17 protein-coding genes are annotated in these 17,713 nt (G+C 68.0%); 9 read left to right on the top strand and 8 right to left on the bottom strand.

What is annotated here, in order from left to right; translation table 11 throughout:
* Nucleotide 1: 1 nt before the first annotated feature.
* From K8940_RS02140 to phnC, 6 genes are all read right to left on the bottom strand, one after another.
* Entirely contained in the window at nt 2-1,312 is a 1,311-nt protein-coding gene (locus tag K8940_RS02140; RefSeq protein WP_223392908.1) for a hemolysin family protein, read from the bottom strand.
* A gap of 146 nt (nt 1,313-1,458) precedes the next feature.
* On the bottom strand, nt 1,459-2,502 hold the full coding sequence (locus K8940_RS02135; RefSeq protein WP_223392907.1) for a substrate-binding domain-containing protein: 1,044 nt from the start codon (nt 2,500-2,502) through the stop codon (nt 1,459-1,461).
* A 74-nt stretch (nt 2,503-2,576) separates the two neighbouring features.
* A complete protein-coding gene (locus K8940_RS02130; protein ID WP_223392906.1) occupies nt 2,577-3,836 on the bottom strand; it encodes an OprO/OprP family phosphate-selective porin in 1,260 nt (419 codons plus the stop codon).
* 276 nt (nt 3,837-4,112) lie between these two features.
* Nucleotides 4,113-4,943 carry a phosphonate ABC transporter, permease protein PhnE gene (phnE, locus tag K8940_RS02125; protein WP_223392905.1) on the bottom strand — a complete coding sequence of 277 codons (831 nt, stop codon included), beginning with the start codon at nt 4,941-4,943 and terminating at the stop codon, nt 4,113-4,115.
* 8 nt (nt 4,944-4,951) lie between these two features.
* Nucleotides 4,952-5,995 carry a phosphate/phosphite/phosphonate ABC transporter substrate-binding protein gene (gene phnD / locus K8940_RS02120; RefSeq protein ID WP_223392904.1) on the bottom strand — a complete coding sequence of 348 codons (1,044 nt, stop codon included), beginning with the start codon at nt 5,993-5,995 and terminating at the stop codon, nt 4,952-4,954.
* On the bottom strand, nt 5,992-6,786 hold the full coding sequence (phnC, locus tag K8940_RS02115) for a phosphonate ABC transporter ATP-binding protein (RefSeq protein WP_223392903.1): 795 nt from the start codon (nt 6,784-6,786) through the stop codon (nt 5,992-5,994). The genes phnD and phnC overlap by 4 nt, the downstream gene beginning before the upstream one ends.
* Nucleotides 6,787-7,023: 237 nt before the next feature.
* Between phnC and K8940_RS02110 the strand changes: the two genes are divergently transcribed.
* From K8940_RS02110 to K8940_RS02080, 7 genes are all read left to right on the top strand, one after another.
* A complete protein-coding gene (locus K8940_RS02110; protein ID WP_223392902.1) occupies nt 7,024-8,283 on the top strand; it encodes a type III PLP-dependent enzyme in 1,260 nt (419 codons plus the stop codon).
* Between the two features lie 174 nt (nt 8,284-8,457).
* Entirely contained in the window at nt 8,458-10,218 is a 1,761-nt protein-coding gene (locus K8940_RS02105) for a hypothetical protein (RefSeq protein ID WP_223392901.1), read from the top strand.
* Between the two features lie 107 nt (nt 10,219-10,325).
* Nucleotides 10,326-11,378, top strand: coding sequence for a 1,9-bis(guanidino)-5-aza-nonane synthase (locus tag K8940_RS02100; protein WP_223392900.1), 1,053 nt, complete (start codon nt 10,326-10,328; stop codon nt 11,376-11,378).
* A gap of 79 nt (nt 11,379-11,457) precedes the next feature.
* On the top strand, nt 11,458-12,228 hold the full coding sequence (locus K8940_RS02095) for an acid phosphatase (RefSeq protein ID WP_223392899.1): 771 nt from the start codon (nt 11,458-11,460) through the stop codon (nt 12,226-12,228).
* A 53-nt stretch (nt 12,229-12,281) separates the two neighbouring features.
* On the top strand, nt 12,282-12,767 hold the full coding sequence (locus tag K8940_RS02090; protein WP_223395737.1) for a Fur family transcriptional regulator: 486 nt from the start codon (nt 12,282-12,284) through the stop codon (nt 12,765-12,767).
* Between the two features lie 50 nt (nt 12,768-12,817).
* The gene (locus K8940_RS02085) at nt 12,818-13,762 is read left to right on the top strand and encodes a thioesterase family protein (protein WP_223392898.1); all 945 of its coding nucleotides are present in this window, start codon (nt 12,818-12,820) and stop codon (nt 13,760-13,762) included.
* A 56-nt stretch (nt 13,763-13,818) separates the two neighbouring features.
* Complete coding sequence (locus K8940_RS02080; protein WP_223392897.1) at nt 13,819-14,571, top strand: FkbM family methyltransferase; 753 nt, start codon at nt 13,819-13,821, stop codon at nt 14,569-14,571.
* Here the strand turns inward: K8940_RS02080 and K8940_RS02075 are convergent.
* Complete coding sequence (locus K8940_RS02075) at nt 14,568-15,458, bottom strand: alpha/beta fold hydrolase (protein ID WP_223392896.1); 891 nt, start codon at nt 15,456-15,458, stop codon at nt 14,568-14,570. The two genes, K8940_RS02080 and K8940_RS02075, sit on opposite strands and share 4 nt — an antisense overlap.
* Before the next feature lie 71 nt (nt 15,459-15,529).
* Here K8940_RS02075 and K8940_RS02070 point away from each other — a divergent pair, with 71 nt between their 5' ends.
* The gene (locus K8940_RS02070; protein ID WP_223392895.1) at nt 15,530-15,964 is read left to right on the top strand and encodes a DUF488 family protein; all 435 of its coding nucleotides are present in this window, start codon (nt 15,530-15,532) and stop codon (nt 15,962-15,964) included.
* On the opposite strand, the gene K8940_RS02065 is transcribed toward K8940_RS02070, so the two are convergent.
* Complete coding sequence (locus tag K8940_RS02065; RefSeq protein WP_223392894.1) at nt 15,961-16,749, bottom strand: SH3 domain-containing protein; 789 nt, start codon at nt 16,747-16,749, stop codon at nt 15,961-15,963. The two genes, K8940_RS02070 and K8940_RS02065, sit on opposite strands and share 4 nt — an antisense overlap.
* Nucleotides 16,750-16,850: 101 nt before the next feature.
* Here K8940_RS02065 and K8940_RS02060 point away from each other — a divergent pair, with 101 nt between their 5' ends.
* Entirely contained in the window at nt 16,851-17,711 is an 861-nt protein-coding gene (locus tag K8940_RS02060; protein WP_223392893.1) for a crotonase/enoyl-CoA hydratase family protein, read from the top strand.
* Nucleotides 17,712-17,713 lie beyond the last annotated feature (2 nt).

Genomic DNA, 17,713 nt, shown 5'->3' with positions numbered 1-17,713 from the left:
CCTACCCCTCCGCCTCGCCCTTCTTCCGCTTGCAGGGCTTGAGGATGACCTTGTCGATCCGCGAGCTGTCCATGTCGACGATTTCCAGGTCGAAGGCGCCGATGGTGACGTGTTCGCCTTCCTCGGGGATGCGGCCCAGGCGGTCCAGGATCAGGCCGGCCACCGTGTGGTAGCCGCCGTCGGCCTCGAAGTTCTCACCCAGGTGATCGTTCAGCTCCTGGATGTCGAGGCGGGCGTCGATCAGCCAGGTGCCGTCGTCGCGACGAATGATGCGCTTCTCGTCGTCGTCGTGGTCTTCCGGGAAGTCGCCGGCGATCATCTCCAGCAGGTCCAGAGGCGTGATCGCGCCCTGCAGCGAGCCGAACTCGTCGACGACCAGAGCCATGTGCAGGCTGGTCTGCTTGAAGACCGCCAGGGCCTTGAGCAGCGACATGGTCTCAGGAATGGCCACGGGCTGCTGCACGTGGGCCTTGAGGTCCAGGGGCTCGCTGCTCAGGCAGGCGTCCAGCAGGTCCTTCTTGAGGACCACGCCGATGTCGCCGTCCAAATCATCCTCGGTGGCGACCAGGATGCGCGAGTGGGCGCTGGCGCGGATTTCCTTGAGCACGGTCTCGGGGCTGTCGGCCAGCGACACCCAGAAGAGGTCGCGACGCGGGGTCATGGCCACACGGACCGGGCGATCGCCCAGGCGCAGGACCTCATTGATCATCGCCCGCTCCTCGGGCTCGATCAGGCCCGCGTCGGCGCCTTCGGCCAGGACGGTCTCGACCTCCTCGGAGGTGATGCCACTGTTGCGCTCGTCACGCACGCCCATCAGCTTCAGCACGGCGGCGGTCGAGACGGTCAGCAGGGTCACGAACGGGCGCAGCACCGTGGCCACCACGGCCAGGAACGGCGCCATGCGGCGGGCGATGACGTCCGGGAACATCAGGGCCAGGCGCTTAGGCACCAGTTCGCCGAGGATCACCGAGACATAGGTCAGGCCGACGACGACGACGGCGGTGGCGATGATCTCGGAATATTTGGCGATCGGCGGGAAGCCCTCCAGCCAATGATCCAGGGCCGAGGCGATAGTCGCCTGGCCGTAGGCGCCGGCGAAGATGCCGATCAGGGTGATGCCGACCTGGACGGCGGACAGGAAACGGGTCGGGTGCTCGGCCATGTCGAGGGCCAGCTTCGCCCCCTTGTCGCCCCGCTCGGCGAAGCCTTGCAGACGAGCCTTGCGGGCCGAGACGACGGCCAGTTCGGACATGGAGAAGACCCCGTTCAGCAGAACGAGGAGGAAGACGACGGCGAGCGCGACGAGAATCATGGCCCTTCAGGGTCGGGGACGCGTCGCCGGACGGCGACTGCGGCGGGGCTTGGGGAGCGGCCCGGCGGGTTCACTATACAAAGAAAAACGCCGCGGCCCATAGGACCGCGGCGCTCGTCACGTTTTGAGACCTTTCCGACGCCCTATTAGGCGGCCGGACGGCCCATCGTGGTCTTGCCGTTGACCACGCCCTTCTGGGCGTCGTGCTGGCCGGGGGGCAGCGGGATCAGGCCGCGGCCCTGCAGGTAGCCGCCGCGACCGGTGGCGGCGTCGGAGGTGAACTCCTTCAGGAACTCTTCCAGGCCCGGCGTGACGCCGATATTGGCCTTCTTCACGTAGATGAAGAGGGTGCGCGACAGCGGATAGCTGCCGTCCGAGATCGTCTGGGCCGAGGGCTTCACGCCGTTGACCGAGGCGCCCTTGATCTTGTCCATGTTCTCTTCGAGGTACGACCAGCCGAAGACGCCGACCGAGCCCGGGGTCTTGGTCAGGGTGCCGACGATGGCGTTGTCGTTCTCGCCGGCGTCGATCCAGCCGTCGTTGCGCAGCGGGTCGACCAGGCCCTTGAACTTCTTCTCGTTGTCCGAGCGGATGGCGTCCAGGGTCGGATACTTGCGGGCCCCGGCCTCGATGGCCAGTTCCACGAAGGCGTCGCGGGTGCCCGAGGTCGGCGGCGGGCCGTAGACCTGGATGCGGTTGCCGGGCAGGCCGCCGGCCACGTCGTCCCAGGTCTTGTTCGGGTTGGCGATGAACTGGCCGCCCTTCAGGACCGTCTTCGAGAGACCCATGTAGAGGTTCTCGGTCTTGAAGTTGTAGTCGGCGCCGTCCTTGTCGGTGGCGATGACGATGCCGTCGAAGCCGATCTTGATCTGGATGATGTCCTTGACGCCCTTGGCGGCGCAGGCGTCGAACTCGGCCTTCTTCATCGGACGCGAGGCGTTGGCGATGTCGGGGAAGCCTTCGCCCGTGCCCGAGCAGAACAGCTTGATGCCGCCGCCGGTGCCGAGGCTTTCGACCTTCGGAGCCTTCTTGCCCGACTTCTTGGCGAAGTTCTCGGCGGTGCGGGTGGCGAACGGGAACACGGTCGAGGAGCCAGCGGCCCAGACGTAGTCGCGGGCGGCATGGGCGGGGGCGGCGGCCAGGCCCGAGAGGGCGACGGCGGCGGCCGCGCAGGACAGGAGCTTCTTCATGGTGAGATCCTAGGGATGAAGCGTTGGGGGATCGGGCGGACCGCTCTGGGCCCGCCCGGAAAGCGCGGCGTCTCTTAGAAGTCCAGCTGGGCGCGCAGCTGGAACTGCTTGACGTCGTAGTCCTGGTTCAGGCCGATGTTGTCGGACTTGCCGTCCGTGTAGTTGGCCTGGAAGCGGACATACGAGGTCGGGTAGTAGTTCAGGCCCAGGGTCCAGCCGGTGTACTTGCCGGCCTGCGAGGTCGCCGGCTTGACGTTCAGCGTGTCGTAGGCGTCGCCCAGGTCGGCGTAGTCGTAGCGCAGGGCCAGTTCGACGCCGCCCATGCCGCCGGCCGTGACCGGGTTCAGGATCTTCGGACGCTTCACTTCACCGGCGGCCGGGTCGTAGTTGCGCGTCTCGCCCGTCGGCCAGAAGCTGACGAAGGCGTAGCCGACCTTAATCTTCGGGTCCTTGCCGACGGCGGGACCGCCCAGACGGGTCACGTCGATGTTCGAATATTCGCCTTGGACCGACAGCGGGCCGTGGATGAACATGGCCTCGGCGGCCAGGGTCTTGTCGCGGTTGCCGATGCCCCCCGTGGTGTAGAACGTCGTGCCGTTCGTGTAGGCGGTCGTCGTGCGGCCGGTATAGGCGAAGGCGCTTTCGTCGCCGCGGTTGCGGTAGCGGTACGACAGACCCAGGTGGAGCTTGTTGGCGTCGGTGTTGACCGGCGCCCAGTGACCGCGCGCCGTCAGGCCGAAGCGCTCCTTGGAGTCGGCGCCGGCGTTGGCGACGTCGGCGGTGTTGATGCTGTTGCCCTGCACGGCGAAGGTCGCCGAGTAGTTGAAGCCCTGGTACTTGGCCACGGCGCTGACCAGATAGCTGTCGACGCCGAAGTCACCGTACGGACCACGGTCCATGAAGGTGATGAAGCGGGTCGAGGTCAGGTTTTCCAGGCCGGCGGCCTTGATGTTCCCGAACAGCAGCGAGACTTGTTCGTTCGGCTTGTACTCGATGACCACGTCGTCCCATGAGGCCGCGCCGCCGTTCACCCAGCCGCCTTCGGCCTTGTAGGCGAAGTAGTTGTTCAGCTTGCCCTCGACGCCCAGGAACACCTGGCGACCGCGCCAGTTGCTGGTCTTGAAGTCGCCGCCGGGGCCATCGCGGCTGACGTCCTGATTGACGTAGTCCACCAGGATCCGGCCACGGAACTTGAACGACACGTCGTCATTGCTGAACTGCGGAGCGCCGCTCCACTTGTAGCTCATGTCCTGGGCTTGGGCCGCGACGCCCAGGCCGAGGGCGAGCGCGACGCCCAGCGCCGAACCGGCGACCAGCGAGGTCTTGCTGCTCATTGAGATATCCCCTTGAAGGTGCCCCTGCCTCTCTCGCCCGTCGTGAGCGGGATCAGGATGATCGCGGCTTACCGGGGGTGCGTGACGGTTCCGCCACCGATTTGTGACAGCCGGACGACAAGTGTTTTCAAGGTGTTAAGCTGTTGCGCGCGGGCAACAAGGCTAAGCTCCGGCGCGCCCCGAAATATCCGTTCACCGACGGCCTCGGGTGGAAAAACGTAAACCGCCTCCCCCGCGGGGCGAGGGAGGCGGCGACGTTCGGAAAGCCTTTCCGAGCTAGAGCAGGCGCGTACGGATGATCTGCGACAGCAGGTCGATCAGCGACACGGCGACCACGATGACCAGCACGATGCAGCCGGTCTGGTCGTATTGGAACGCGTTGACGGAATCGAGCAGCACCTGGCCGACGCCGCCGGCCCCGATCAGACCCAGGACGGTCGCCGAGCGGCTGGACGATTCGAAGCGGTAGAGGGCGTAGCTGGTCCACAGCGGGGCCACCTGCGGGATCACGCCCCAGACGACTTCCTGCAGCTTGCCGGCGCCCGTGGCGCGCACGCCCTCGACCGGCCCCTTGTCGATCGACTCGACGGCCTCGGCGAACAGCTTGGCCAGCACGCCGCCGGTGTTGAACGTCAAGGCCATGACCCCGGCGAAGGGGCCCAGGCCGACGGCGGTGATGAAGATCAGCGCCACGACCAGGTCGGGGATCGAGCGGATCAGGTCCAGCACCCGGCGCACCGGCTGCTGCACCCAGACCGGCGTGATGTTGCGCGCGCCCAGCAGGCCCAGCGGGATGGCGACGATGATGGCCAGGAACGTGCCCCACAGCGCCATCTGGATGGTCTGCCACATCTTGCCGACATAGAGCCCCCAGTCGGCGGCCATGAACGCCTTGGGATCGGTGAACGGCGAGAAGAAGCCTTCCGCGAACTCCCGCATCCGCCCGGCTTCCGAGAACAGCTGCGGGAACTTGTCGATCTCGGCCGGCTTGAAGCTGACGATCAGCAGCATGGCCACGCCGCCCCAGATCAGGACGTCGAAGGCCAGCGCCGTGCTCGAGCGCTTGGGCGGAGCAGGAGGGGGCGCGGCCGAAAGGGTCTCGCTCATGAGGCGGCTCAGCTGGCGGGCGGGGCGACGGGCGCGACCGGCGCGGCCAGGCCCGCCTTGCCCTCGGCGGCGATGCGCTCGGCCTTGATGCCGTCCAGGGCCTTCTGGGCCGCCGCGATCTTGGCCTGGTCGCCGCTTTCCTTGGCCAGGCCGAGGTTCTCCAGCGCTTCCATCTCGCGCACGACCAGCAGGTGGCTGTCGTCGGCCGGCTTGAAGCCGCCCATCGACAGCTTGGCCAGGTTGGCGCGCTGCTGGGCGGCCTCGGGCGTGTCACCCTGACCGTAGGTCAGGAAGAACTGGCGCAGCTTCTCCTTCACGACGGGGTCGAGATCCTTGCGCCAGACGATCGGGTCTTCCGGCAGGGTCGGCGATTCCCAGATCACCTTGACCTTGGCGGTCTTGTTGTCCGAGCGCTCGGCGTTCAGGCGCAGGGCGGTCGAGTTGTTGGTCGAGGCGTCCAGCTTGTGGTTGGCCACGGCCGCCAGGTTGGCGTCATGGCTGGCGCTGAGCACGGTCTTGAAGCAGGTTTCGGGCTTCTTGCCGGCCGGGATGAAGACGTAGGTCATCGGGGCCAGGGTGCCCGAGGTCGACTTCTTGTCGCCGATGCCGAAGTTCAGCGTCTTGTCGCACTTCAGCAGGCCTTCCAGGGTCAGCTTGCTGTCGGCCGGCACGATGATCACCGACTTGTAGCCGTCGGTGCCCGACGGGTCGAAGGTGCGGGCGAAGACCTCGCCGCCCGAACGGCGCACGGCTTCCAGGCCCGACTGGTTCGAGAACCAGCCCAGGTCGGTCTGCTTGGCGCCCATGGCCACGATCAGCGACGAATAGTTGGACGAGAAGAACGGCTTCACCTTGAGGCCGGTCTGCTTCTCCATATCGGCCAGGATCGGCTTCCAGTAGCCCTCCATGTTCTGGGCCGACTCGGTCGACAGGATCGAGAACACGACCGTGTCCTTGGCGGCGGCGGTCTGGGGCTTCTGGCCGCAGGAGGCCAGGGCCAGGGCCGACAGGCCGGCGGCGATGACGAGAGCCGAACGACGGCGGCTGATCATTGGGGAGCTCCTTCCCAGAACACGTCCTCGAATTCCGGGCCGTAGATATCGATGAGTTTTTCACGCTTCAGGCCGGAAGCCGGCCCGTCATAGACCTTCTTGCCGGCCTTCAGGGCCACGACCCGGTCGCAGTAGCGCAGGGCGTAGTCCACCTGGTGCAGGGTGACGACGACCGTCAGGCCGTCGCTTTGATTCAGATCACGCAGGATCTCCATGACCTTGCGCGCCGAGACGGGATCCAGCGAGGCCACCGGCTCGTCGGCCAGGATGATCTTGGCCTTCTGGACCAGGGCCCGGGCGATGGCGCCGCGCTGCTGCTGGCCGCCCGACAGAGTGTTGGCGCGCTGGGCGGCGTAGTCGGCCACGCCGACGCGGGCCAGGGCCGCCATGGCCGCCTCGCGCGTCTCCTTGGGCCACCAGCCGAACAGGCCGCGCGCGAAGGGGATCCGCCCCAGCGACCCCAGGGCCACGTTGGAAAACAGCGAAAGGCGGCCGACCAGGTTGAACTGCTGGGCGATGAAGCCGATGCGGATGCGCGCCTTGCGCACCTCGCTGGACACCTTGCCCTTGGCCTGCACCGGCCCGCCGAAAGCGCCGATCGTTCCCTCGCCTTCATCGATGGTCTGCAGACCATCGATCGAGCGCAGAAGCGTGGACTTGCCGGAGCCAGACGGTCCGATGAGCGCGATCATCTCGCCCCGAACGACGTCGAGGGAGACGGTGTCCAGCGCCCTGCGCGACCCGAAGGTCTTGGACGCGGCGCGGATCGAGAGAACAGGGTCCGACGTCATGGTCGGGGCGAATCCTTAACGTGGTTTCGAAGCTTGGGAAATGCGATCTCCGGTTTGGGGAAGGTTCGCAATGGATTTGTGACGGACCCTGGATCAATTCGTCCCAAAACGGGGCTGCGAAAGGGTCTTTACATCCCCGCCAATCACCCCTATTTCGCACGGCTCCGGCGGACCCGAAGTCCTCTAAACGCTGCTAACGCCGGCCTGGGTTTAACTTCCAACAGGGGGTTACGTGAATTGCACACGTACCATTCTCCCCTGGACCTGGTCCGTGAGCGGTCACCGGAACGTCCCGTCGCACTCGTGCGGCCCGACGCGGTTTCCGTAGCTGCGCGCTGGTTCCAGTCCGAATTTAAAGGCGACGTCTTCTACGCGGTGAAGGCCAATCCTTCGCCGTGGGTGATCCGTGAGCTGGCGCAGGCCGGCGTGCGGTCCTTCGACGTCGCGTCGCTGAACGAAGTCGAACTCGTGGCCAACGAGGCCCCGGGCTCGCGCATGGCCTTCATGCACCCGGTCAAGAGCCGCAAGGCGATCTCGGCCGCGTACTTCGACCACGGCGTGAAGACCTTCTCGTTCGACACCCACGAAGAGCTGGCCAAGATCCTGGACGCCACCGGCCAGGCCAAGGACCTCAACCTGATCGTCCGCATGGGCGTGCAGGCCGAGGGCGCGGCCTACAGCCTGTCGGGCAAGTTCGGCGTCGAGAGCCACAACGCCCCCGCCCTGCTGCTGGCCGCCCGTCGCGCCACCCAGGACCTGATGGGCGTCAGCTTCCACGTCGGCAGCCAGTGCATGCGCCCGACGGCGTTCCAGGCGGCGATGGCCCAGGCCTCCCGCGCCCTGGTGCGCGCCGGCGTGCTGGCCGATGTCGTCGACGTCGGCGGCGGCTTCCCGTCGATCTATCCGGGCATGGTCCCGCCGGATCTCTCCGAGTATCTGGCGGCCATCGACCGCGGCTTCGCCGAGATGATGGTCCACGAGACCACCGAGCTGTGGTGCGAGCCGGGCCGCGCCCTGGTCGCCGAGGCCTCGTCGCTGCTGGTCAAGGTCGAGCTGAAGAAGGGCGATGCGCTGTATCTGAACGACGGGTCGTACGGCTCGCTGTTCGACGCCGCGCACATGAAGTGGCCCTTCCCGGTCAAGCTGTACCGCAAGAACGGCGAAGTGGTGGAAGAAGGCCTCAAGCCCTTCCGCTTCTACGGCCCGACCTGCGACAGCGTCGACCACATGCCGGGTCCCTTCTATCTGCCGGAAAGCGTCGACGAGGGCGACTACATCGAGATCGGCATGCTGGGCGCCTATGGCGTGGCCATGTCGACCCGCTTCAACGGCTTCGGCGAGACCGACACCGTCGAGGTGCAGGACGCCCCGATGGCCTCGATGTACGGCCTGGCCAAGCGCTCGATCCCGGCGGTCCGCCAGGAGAACGAAGAGCGCAAGATCGTCCGCTTCTCGCGCCCCAAGGGCGCGGCCGGCAAGCGCAAGCGCCGTCGCTAGATCGACCGACGAAGTCCTGGATCCAATCAAGGAGGCGGATGACATCCGCCTCCTTTTTTGCGCCGTGAGCACCACCGCCTGGACGCGATCGTCGGCCAAGGGCCGCTGGACAAACCCGCCGGCGCGCGACAAACGCTAGAGCCTCCGTCCAGCGCCCCAGAGTTGAAGAGCGTGATGTCGAAACTGACGCTTCGTTGGCCGATCGTCCTGTTCGTGCTGGCCTTCCAGAGCTTCTGCCTGCTGCGTCACGACCTGGGTCACGGCGCGGGCTTCACCCACAGCTACATCTACAACTCGGTCTGGATCCTGGAATTCAACAACAGCCTGGCGCAGGGGCAATTCCCGCCGCGCTGGCTGCACGGCGCCTGGGTCGGCATGGGCGCCTCGTCGTTTTATTTCTACCCACCCCTGGCCTTCTATGTGGCCGCCTTCGTCCGCTATGCGTTCGGGACCATCGACTATCCGATGATCACCGCCTGGGCGACCTACCTGATGGTGTTCGGGTCGGGCCTGTCGATGTTCGCCTGGCTGCGCTCGCGCGTCGGCGACGCCTGGGCCCTGATCGGCGCGCTGGCCTATGTCGCCGCGCCCTATCACCTGGTCAATTTCTACGTCCGGGGCTCCATCGGCGAGACCGCCGCCTACATGACCCTGCCGCTGTTCGCCCTGTGCCTGGAGCGGGCGGCGCGCTCGTGGGCCTGGGTCCCGGGCCTCGCCCTGTCGTTCGCCGCCCTGGTGATGTCGCACCTGGTGATCGGCATGCTGGTCTTCGTAACCCTGCTGCCGGCCTATGCGGTCCATCTGCTGCTGGACACGCCAAGAGACCAGCGCCGCGACATGGTCCTGCGCCTCGCCGCCGCGGCCTTGCTGGGCCTGGCCACGGCCGCAAGCTATCTGGGTCCGGCGATGCTCATGCAGAAGATGGCCCTGCTGCGCATCATGTGGGGCCACGACGCCGATCCCTACAACTGGGCCCTGCTGACCCCCGACCGCTGGCCGCAGAAGCCGTTCTCGACCTCGATGGCCTGGATGGCCTGCGGCATCGCCGGCGCGGGCCTGGCCGCCGTCGTCGCCGTCGTCGGCCGCGAACTCTCGTCGCCGCGTCGCGAGGCCCTGGCCTGGGGCTTCGGCGTGCTGTTCGCCTTCGCGCTGTACGCCATGCCCTGGCCCTGGCACGGCTTCACGGGCCAGTTTCTCGGCAAGGCGCAGTTCCCCTATCGCCTTATGCTGGGCATGGAGTTCGCGGCCGTCACCGCCATCATCCTGGCCCTGGCCCATGGTCGACGGTGGCTGCTGCTGGTCCTTCTGGTCGCCGCGGCGGTCCCGACGCTGAAGGGCTTCTCGATGCACAAGGACGTCATCGCCTACCACCTGCAACAGGTCGGCGACCTGACCCCACCCGACACCGCGCCGCACATCGCCTGTCGCCGCGCGCCCGAGGAGCACCTGCCGGCCGCCTTCTCCGGCGGCCCACGCTACGCGGTCGATCCGTTCTGCCGGACGGGCTTCGCCGACACGCCCCTGGCCGGGGCCCAGGACGACGGCGCCCGGGTGACCGCCGCCAGCGTATTCCCGGACGGCAGCGTCGCCATCGCCGTCGAGGCGGTCCGGCCGACCCGGATCGTGCTGCGCAAGCACTACTTCCCGACCTGGGAGATCGGCCGCGTCCAGAAGGGTCGCGACCCGCTGGTGAAGGCCGAGCCCTCCCAGCCCGACGGCCTGCTGTCTTTCGTCGCCGAGCCGGGCTCGCACACCTACCGCGCGCGCATCGTCCGTTCGCCGCTGGAAAAGGTCTGCGACACGATCACCCTGGCCGCCCTGGCGCTGATCTTGGCCTGGCTGGGCCTTTCGCTGCGCCGCCGCCTGCGGGAGAGATACGGCGAAGAAGGGCTCCTCGCCCCGTTCCGTGCGTTTATGCGCATCAGGACTCGATAATCGTCGCAAAGACTCTATATAGCGCCCCCTTAATCCCCTCGCCGGTCGCTCCGTCCCGGCGTGCTGGCGGGTCACGACGGGCGCTCACCTTCAGAGGATCCTCTGTCATGAACGCTCCCGTTCCCAACAACCAGAAGGCCGAACTGCTGCAGAAGGTCGTCGAGCACGTCGACATCACCAGCTACGACGCCCGCCCGATCATCGACGCGATGCGCAAGATGTCGTTCAGCTCGCGCGACACCGCTCGCGCCGCCGACATCTTCAACATGGCCCTGGCCGACAAGGGCTGCTCGACCTGGCTGATCCTGGCCGGCTCGACCTCGGCCGGCGGCTGCATGCACGTGTACCGCGACATGGTGAAGAACGGCATGATCGACGCCGTGGTGGCCACCGGCGCCAGCATCGTCGACATGGACTTCTTCGAGGCCCTGGGCTTCAAGCACTATCAGGCCGCCGGCCCGGTCGACGACAACGTCCTGCGCGACAACTACATCGACCGCATCTACGACACCTATATCGACGAAGAAGAACTGCAGGCCTGCGACCACACGATCCTGGAGATCTGCAATCGCCTGGAGCCACGCGGCTACTCCTCGCGCGAGTTCATCTGGGAGATGGGCAAGTGGCTGTCGGAAGGCAACGCCAAGAAGGAAGGCAGCCTGATCCAGACCGCCTACGAAGAAGGCGTGCCGATCTTCTGCCCGGCCTTTGTCGACAGCTCGGCGGGCTTTGGCCTGGTCAAGCACCAGAAGGAAAAGCTGGCCGAGAAGAAGCCCTACCTGATGATCGACGCGGTCGCCGACTTCCGTGAGCTGACGGACGTCAAGATCGCGGCCGGCACCACGGGCCTGTTCATGGTCGGCGGCGGCGTTCCCAAGAACTTCGCCCAGGACACCGTCGTCTGCGCCGAGATCCTCGGCGTCGAGGCCGACATGCACAAGTACGCCATCCAGATCACGGTCGCCGACGTCCGCGACGGCGCCTGCAGCAGCTCGACGCTGAAGGAAGCCGCCTCGTGGGGCAAGGTCTCGACCACCTACGAACAGATGGTCTTCGCCGAAGCCACCACGGTGGTCCCGCTGATCGCCTCGGACGCCTACTGGCGCAAGGCCTGGGAAGGCCGTGAAAAGCCGCGCTGGAACAAGCTGTTCGGCAAGTGAGCTTGAACGCCTCCCCCTGCTTGATTGTGGGGGCGTGAAAATGCAGGGTCCCCGGAGTTTCTCCGGGGGCCCTTTTCATATGCGTGCTTTGGCCTTCGTCGCCCTCCTCGCCCTGACCGGCTGCGCCACCCTGAGCGGCGACGCGGCCAGCGACCGCTATCTGACCAAGGCGCAGTTCGACGCGCGCGACCATCTGGGACCGCCGCCCGCCAAGGGCTCGCCGGCGGCCGAGAAGGACCGCCAGATCTTCCTGGCCACGCGCGCCTTGCAAGGCACCCCGCGCTGGTCGATCGCCCAGGCCGACAATGTCGAGGAGAACGTCCTGGCGGCCTATAGCTGCGCCCTGGGCTACACGCCGACCCGCCAGAGCAACCCGAAGCTGGCCGCCATGCTGCTGCGGATGAGCCATGATGTCCGCTCGGCGGTCTCGGGGCCCAAGCTGAAGTACCGCCGCGCGCGGCCCTTCCGGTCCGAGAAGGGGCCGCTGTGCATCAAACCGGGCCTCGGCTTCTCGCTGTCGCCGGACTACCCGTCGGGCCACGCGACCTGGGGCTGGAGCGTGGGGCTGCTGCTGGCCGAGGCCGCGCCGGACCGCTCCCAGGCTATCCTGGCCCGCGCCCGGGCCTTCGGCGAGAGCCGGGTGGTCTGCGGCGTCCACAACGCCAGCTCGGTCGAGGCCGGCAAGGCCAACGCCGAGAACCTATTCGCCGCGTTGTGGAGCTCGGAGGCGTTCAAGGCCGATCTGGCCGAGGTGCGGGCCGAGCTGGACGCCGCCCGCGCCCAGGGGACGCCGCCCGATCCCGCCCGCTGCACGGCCGAGGCCAACCTGCTGAGCGCGCCGCTTCTTTAACCTCGGAACCCTCCGGAGTTGCGCCCGCGCGCCCGGGCCTCTACCTCTTGGCCATGGCCCACGGCAGCTCTTGCGGACACGATCATCACAACCACGGCGTCGGCGGCGCCGCGCTGGCGGCCGAACTGAACGCCGCCGAGGCCCGCTGCGCGGCGGCCGAGCAGCGCCTGACCGCCCCGCGCCGCCGGGTGCTGGAGCTGCTGCTGGAGGCTGGCCAGCCGGTGAAGGCCTACGACCTGATCTCGACCTTCGGGGGCGACGGCCCGCCGGCCAAGCCGCCGACCGTCTATCGCGCCCTAGACTTCCTGGAGAAGCAGGGCTTCGCCCATCGGATCGAGAGCCTCAACGCCTATGTCGCCTGCCGCAAGGAGGCCGACGGCCACGCCGCCGCCTTCCTGATCTGCGACTGCTGCGGCGCGACCCGCGAGATCGAGCCCAAGGCCAGCGCCGAGATCATCGCCGCCGGGGCCGCGGCCGGCTACGCCCTGACCGGCGTGACCATCGAGGCCCACGGCCTCTGCGCCGATTGCCGAAGCTGAGAAAACACCGCTAGACTCGAACGACCATTCCGCATCGTTCGAGACGCCGCATGACCGCTGAAGCTCTTCCCGGCGTCGAGATCTGGCGCGGCGGCGTCAACACCTGGGACTGCGACGAGATGGGGCACATGAACGTGCGCCACTACGTCGTCCGCGCCCAGGAGGGGCTGATCGGCATGGCGGCCGAACTGGGCCTGGCGCACGCCTTCTCGCCCGGCGCCAACGCCACCCTGCTGGTCAAGGAGCACCACATCCGCTTCCTGCGCGAGGCCCACGCCGGCGCGCCGCTCCACATGCTGGGCGGGGTGATCGAGATGGGCGAGAGCGACGCGCGGATCCTGCAGCTGCTGATCCATCCCGCCTCGGGCGAGCTGGCGGCGACGTTCCAGACCACCGTCGTCCACGCCACCCCGCGCGAGGGCCTGCCGTTCCCGTGGCCGACGATCGCCCGCGAGCGCGCCGAGGCCCTCAAGGTCGCGATCCCCGAGAAGGCGCGAGCGCGCAGCATCGACCTGTCGCCATTCGAGCCGACCGCCAGCCTGGCCCGCGCCGAGGCCCTGGGCCTGACCCGCATCGGCCTGGGCGGCCTGCTGCCGTCGGATTGCGACGTGTTTGGACGGATGCGGGTCGAGCAATTCATCGGTCGGGTCTCGGACGGCATCGGCGCCTTCATCCACCCGTTCCGCGACGTGGTGGTCGAGCACGCCGAGCACAAGCCGATCCGCACCGGCGGCGCGGTCCTGGAATACCGCATCGCCTACCTGGCCTGGCCCCGCGCCGGCGACCGCGTCGAGCTCCGCTCGGGCCTGGTCGGGACCGACGCGCGGACCATGCGGGTGGCCCACTGGATGCTGGATCCGGCCACCGGCGAGCCCTGGGGGACCTCCGAAGCGGTGGCGATCACCTTCGACCTCGACGCGCGCAAGGTCGTGCCGGTCAGCGACGCGGCGCGGACGGCGCTGGCCGCGAACGAGGTCGCGGGGCTGGCGCTCTAGCCACACGCCGGCGTTTCCTGTCACCATGATGAAGAATCGATCCGCCTGGAGGGCCCGTGCCGCTAGATCGTGTGCCCTACGGGCTGATGATGCCGACCATCTACGGGCCGGTGATCGTCAATCGCCATGACATCAACCAGACCAACCACCTCCTGAAGACCGGCCGCGCCCACGGGCACGACAGCATCGACATGATCTCGAAGCTGTCGGTGCTGAAGGGCCCCGAGCCGTTCGTCCTGGATGTCGGGGCCAATTTCGGCCTGTTCTCGCTGGGCCTGGCCAGCCTTCTGGACGGGCGCGGCGTCTATCACTGTTTCGAGGCCCAGCGGATCCTGTTCAACATGATCGCCGGCTCGGTGGCGCTGAACGGCTACACCAACATCTTCTGCCACCACATCGCCGTGGGCGAAGAGGCTGGCGCGATCGAGATCCCGCAGTTCGACTACAACCAGGCCATGAACTTCGGCAGCGTCGAGTTCGGCGAGCAGCAGCGGGAGCGCCTGTCCCAGGAGCGCGGCCACGATCCCGACAAGCAGGAGTTCGTGCCCATGCGCACGCTCGACAGCTTCGGCTTTCCCAAGGTCGACATCCTGAAGGTCGATGTCGAAGGGATGGAGCCGCAGGTGCTGCGCGGCGCCGACGCGCTGATCGACGCCCATCGGCCGCTGATGCTGGTCGAGCACCTGAAGTCCGACAGCCAGCGCCTGGCCGATCAGATCACCGCCAAGAACTACAAGCTCTACGCCCTATCGGACGACTTCATCTGCATTCCGAACGAGCTGGCCCACCTGATCCCGGACCCGTCCTAAGCCGTCGCCATGTCGAACAGCGTGTCCCGCACCACGTCGGGACGCTCCATCGGCAGGAAGTGGCTGGTTCCCGCCACCGTCTCGATCCGCACGTCGCGGCCGCGCCGCGCGAAGCCGTCGCCGGCGTGGCAGGTGGAGTGTTTCTCGGCCTTGAGGATCCGCACCGGGACCTTCACCTGGCGCACGGCCTTCCAGGGGTCGTGGGCCTGGGCGGCGTAGTTGGAGGCCTCCCAGGCCGGCGCGCAGGCCAGCTCGACCTTGCCGTCCTTCCGCTCGACGAAGCCGCCGGCGACATAGTCGGCCAGCATGGTCTCGGGCCAGGTCTTGAAGGCGCCGCGACCCTTGTAGCCGGCGAACACCGCCTCGCGGCTGTCGAACACCGCCCGCCGGCGCAGGGCCGACTGGACCAGCGGCATGCGCCTCCACAAGCGTCCCGAGGTCCATGGCGCCCGGGCGTAGAGGGTGGCCAGCCAGGGCATGATCACCGGGTCGAGCAGGACGAGGCCCTTGACCCGCTCCGGCCGCTCGGCGGCGGTCAGCAGGCTGACGGTGCCGCCCATCGAGTGGCCGGCCAGGACGACCGGCGGCCCGTCCAGGGCGTCCAGCAGGCCGATCAGGTCGTCGCGCAGGTCGCGCCACGAGCGGCGACCGTCCGGATCCGCCGGCAGGGTCGTCTCGCCGTGGCCTCGCTGGTCGATGGCCAGGATGCGCAGGCCCGCCGCCAGGGGCGAGAGCAGCACGCGATAGGTCTGGGCGTTGAAGCCGTTGGCGTGGACGAAGACGACGTCGATCGGCCGGTCCTGCGGGCCGAACTCCAGGGCCGCGATCTCGCCGCCGGGCACGGCCACGACGCGCTTGCGAGGTTCGCGAAAGACGGCCGCGTCCATCGGCGTGGCTCCCTGAGAGTTATCGGGCTTAAGGTAGGCGCGTAGATCCCCTGCGTCCATGGAGGGATGGGATGAACAGGCTCGCCACCATCGGCTACGAGACCGACACTCAGGCCGGCATGATCGATCGCCTGAAGGCGGCCGACGTCGAACTGGTCGTCGACGTCCGCGCCGTGGCCAGCTCGCGCAAGGCCGGGTTCTCCAAGAGCCTGCTGGACGCCAGCCTGAAGGACCAGGGCATCGACTACCTGCACCTGCGGCCGCTGGGCACGCCCAAGCCGGGGCGCGAGGCCGCGCGCGCGGGACGGATCGACGAGATGCGCCGCGTCTTCGACGCCCACCTGGAGGAGCCGGAGGCCGTGCTGGCCCTGGCCCAGGCGACCGAGCTGGCGAAAACGAAAAGGGTCGCCCTCCTGTGCTACGAGGACGACCCCAATTGCTGCCACCGCACGATCGTCGCCAATCGCATCCGCGAGCGGCTGAAGTGCGAGGTGGTGAACCTCTAGGCCTGCGTCACCTGCCACTCGCCGCGATCGTCGCGGCAGGCGCTATAGCGCTGGCTGGTGGCCCGCTGGCCGCCGCCCGAGACCGAGGCGTCAATCACCCGGCAGCTGGCGACCTGCTGGCCGTACGGGCGCACCAGCGAGGCGGACGCGTAGCCCACGCCCAGGCCGTTCCGGCCGACCAGCACCCAGCCGCCGGCCGGCGCGAGGCCTAGGGCGTCGAAGCTCTCGCCCGCGCCGACCTTGCCGACCACCGCCGTCCTGGTCGACGGACCGGCGCGCAGGTTGGCCGTCGAATTGGCCACGTAGGCGCCGCCGGCGGCCTCGTAGCTGGGCAGGCTCTGGACGCCCGAGGCGTAGCGGACGTTGCGGCCGTCGATCGGCGGGCCGTAGCTGGACGAGACCACCGCGATGCGACCCGAATTGCCGGTGCGCTTGTTGGTCCAGGTCTGGGCCACGCCCGTCTCCAGGGCCTTCTTGGTGGCCTGCTCGGCCAGGGCCGCGTCGGTCGACTGCATGCGGCAGCCGATATAGCCGCCTGCCGCCGCGCCGGCGGCTGCGCCGACCAGCGTGCCCAGGGTCTTCTCGTTCTTGGCCAGGTTGCGGCCCAGCAGGGCGCCGGCGGCCGCGCCGATCAGGGCGCCGCCTTCCTGCTTCTTGCCCGAGCCCTCGCACGCGAACAGTCCGCCCAGCCCTCGGGACTGGGCCAGCGCCGGGGCCGGCGCGGCGGCCAGGCCGCCGACCGTGGCGGCCAGGGCCAGGGCGGTGGAGATCTTGCGGGTCGTCATGGCTGGAATCCTCTTCCGTCGGGTCAAGGTTGTCGCCGCTTGCGCCCCGGCCGATAGTCGCCGGGCAAAGCCAAGGACCATCGACAAAAAGGGAGGCCGGCATGAGCAACCACGATCAGGCGGACTATAGCTGTTTCAAGGTCGAGATCGAGGCTGGCGTCGCGCACATCCAGTTGAAGCGGCCCGAGGCCATGAACACCATGACCCGGCCGTTCTGGAACGAGCTTCCCGCGATCGTCCGCGACATCGACGACAACGCCCTGGCCCGCTGCATCGTCATCTCGTCGACCGGCAAGCACTTCAGCGCCGGCATGGACCTTTCGGTGTTCACCGACGACGAGGGCGTCACCGCCCGCCAGGACGCCGACCGTCACGTGGCCGGCGAAAGCTTCCGCCGGTTCGTGCATCACCTGCAGGACACCTTCAGCTGCCTGGACAAGGCCCGCATGCCGGTGATCGTCGCCATCCAGGGCGGTTGCATCGGCGGGGCGGTCGACTTCGTCAGCGCCTGCGACATCCGCTACGCCAGCGCCGACGCCTTCTTCTCGATCCAGGAGATCAACATCGGCATGACCGCCGACGTCGGCACCTTTCCACGCCTGTGCAAGCTGATCCCCGAGGGCTGGGTGCGCGAGCTGGCCTATACCGGCCGTCGCCTGCCGGCCCAGCGCGCCAAGGAGATCGGCCTGGTCAACGAGGTGTTCGACACGCACGAGGCCCTGGTAGCGCACGCCCTGGCTACCGCCCGCGAGATCGCCGAGAAGTCGCCCCTGGCCGTGGCCGGCAGCAAGGTGATGATCAACTACGCCCGCGACCACACCATCGCCGACGGCCTGGACTACATCGCCACCTGGCAGACGGGCATGTTCTCGGGCGCCCACATGGCCGAGGCCTTCACCGCCAAGGCCCAGAAGCGGGACGCCAGCTATCCGGACCTGCTGCCCCTCAAGAAGAAGATGTAGCG

The sequence above is a fragment of the Caulobacter segnis genome, from assembly GCF_019931575.1.
GTDB lineage: Bacteria > Pseudomonadota > Alphaproteobacteria > Caulobacterales > Caulobacteraceae > Caulobacter > Caulobacter segnis_C.
This window is presented reverse-complemented; position numbering and strand designations above follow the sequence as displayed.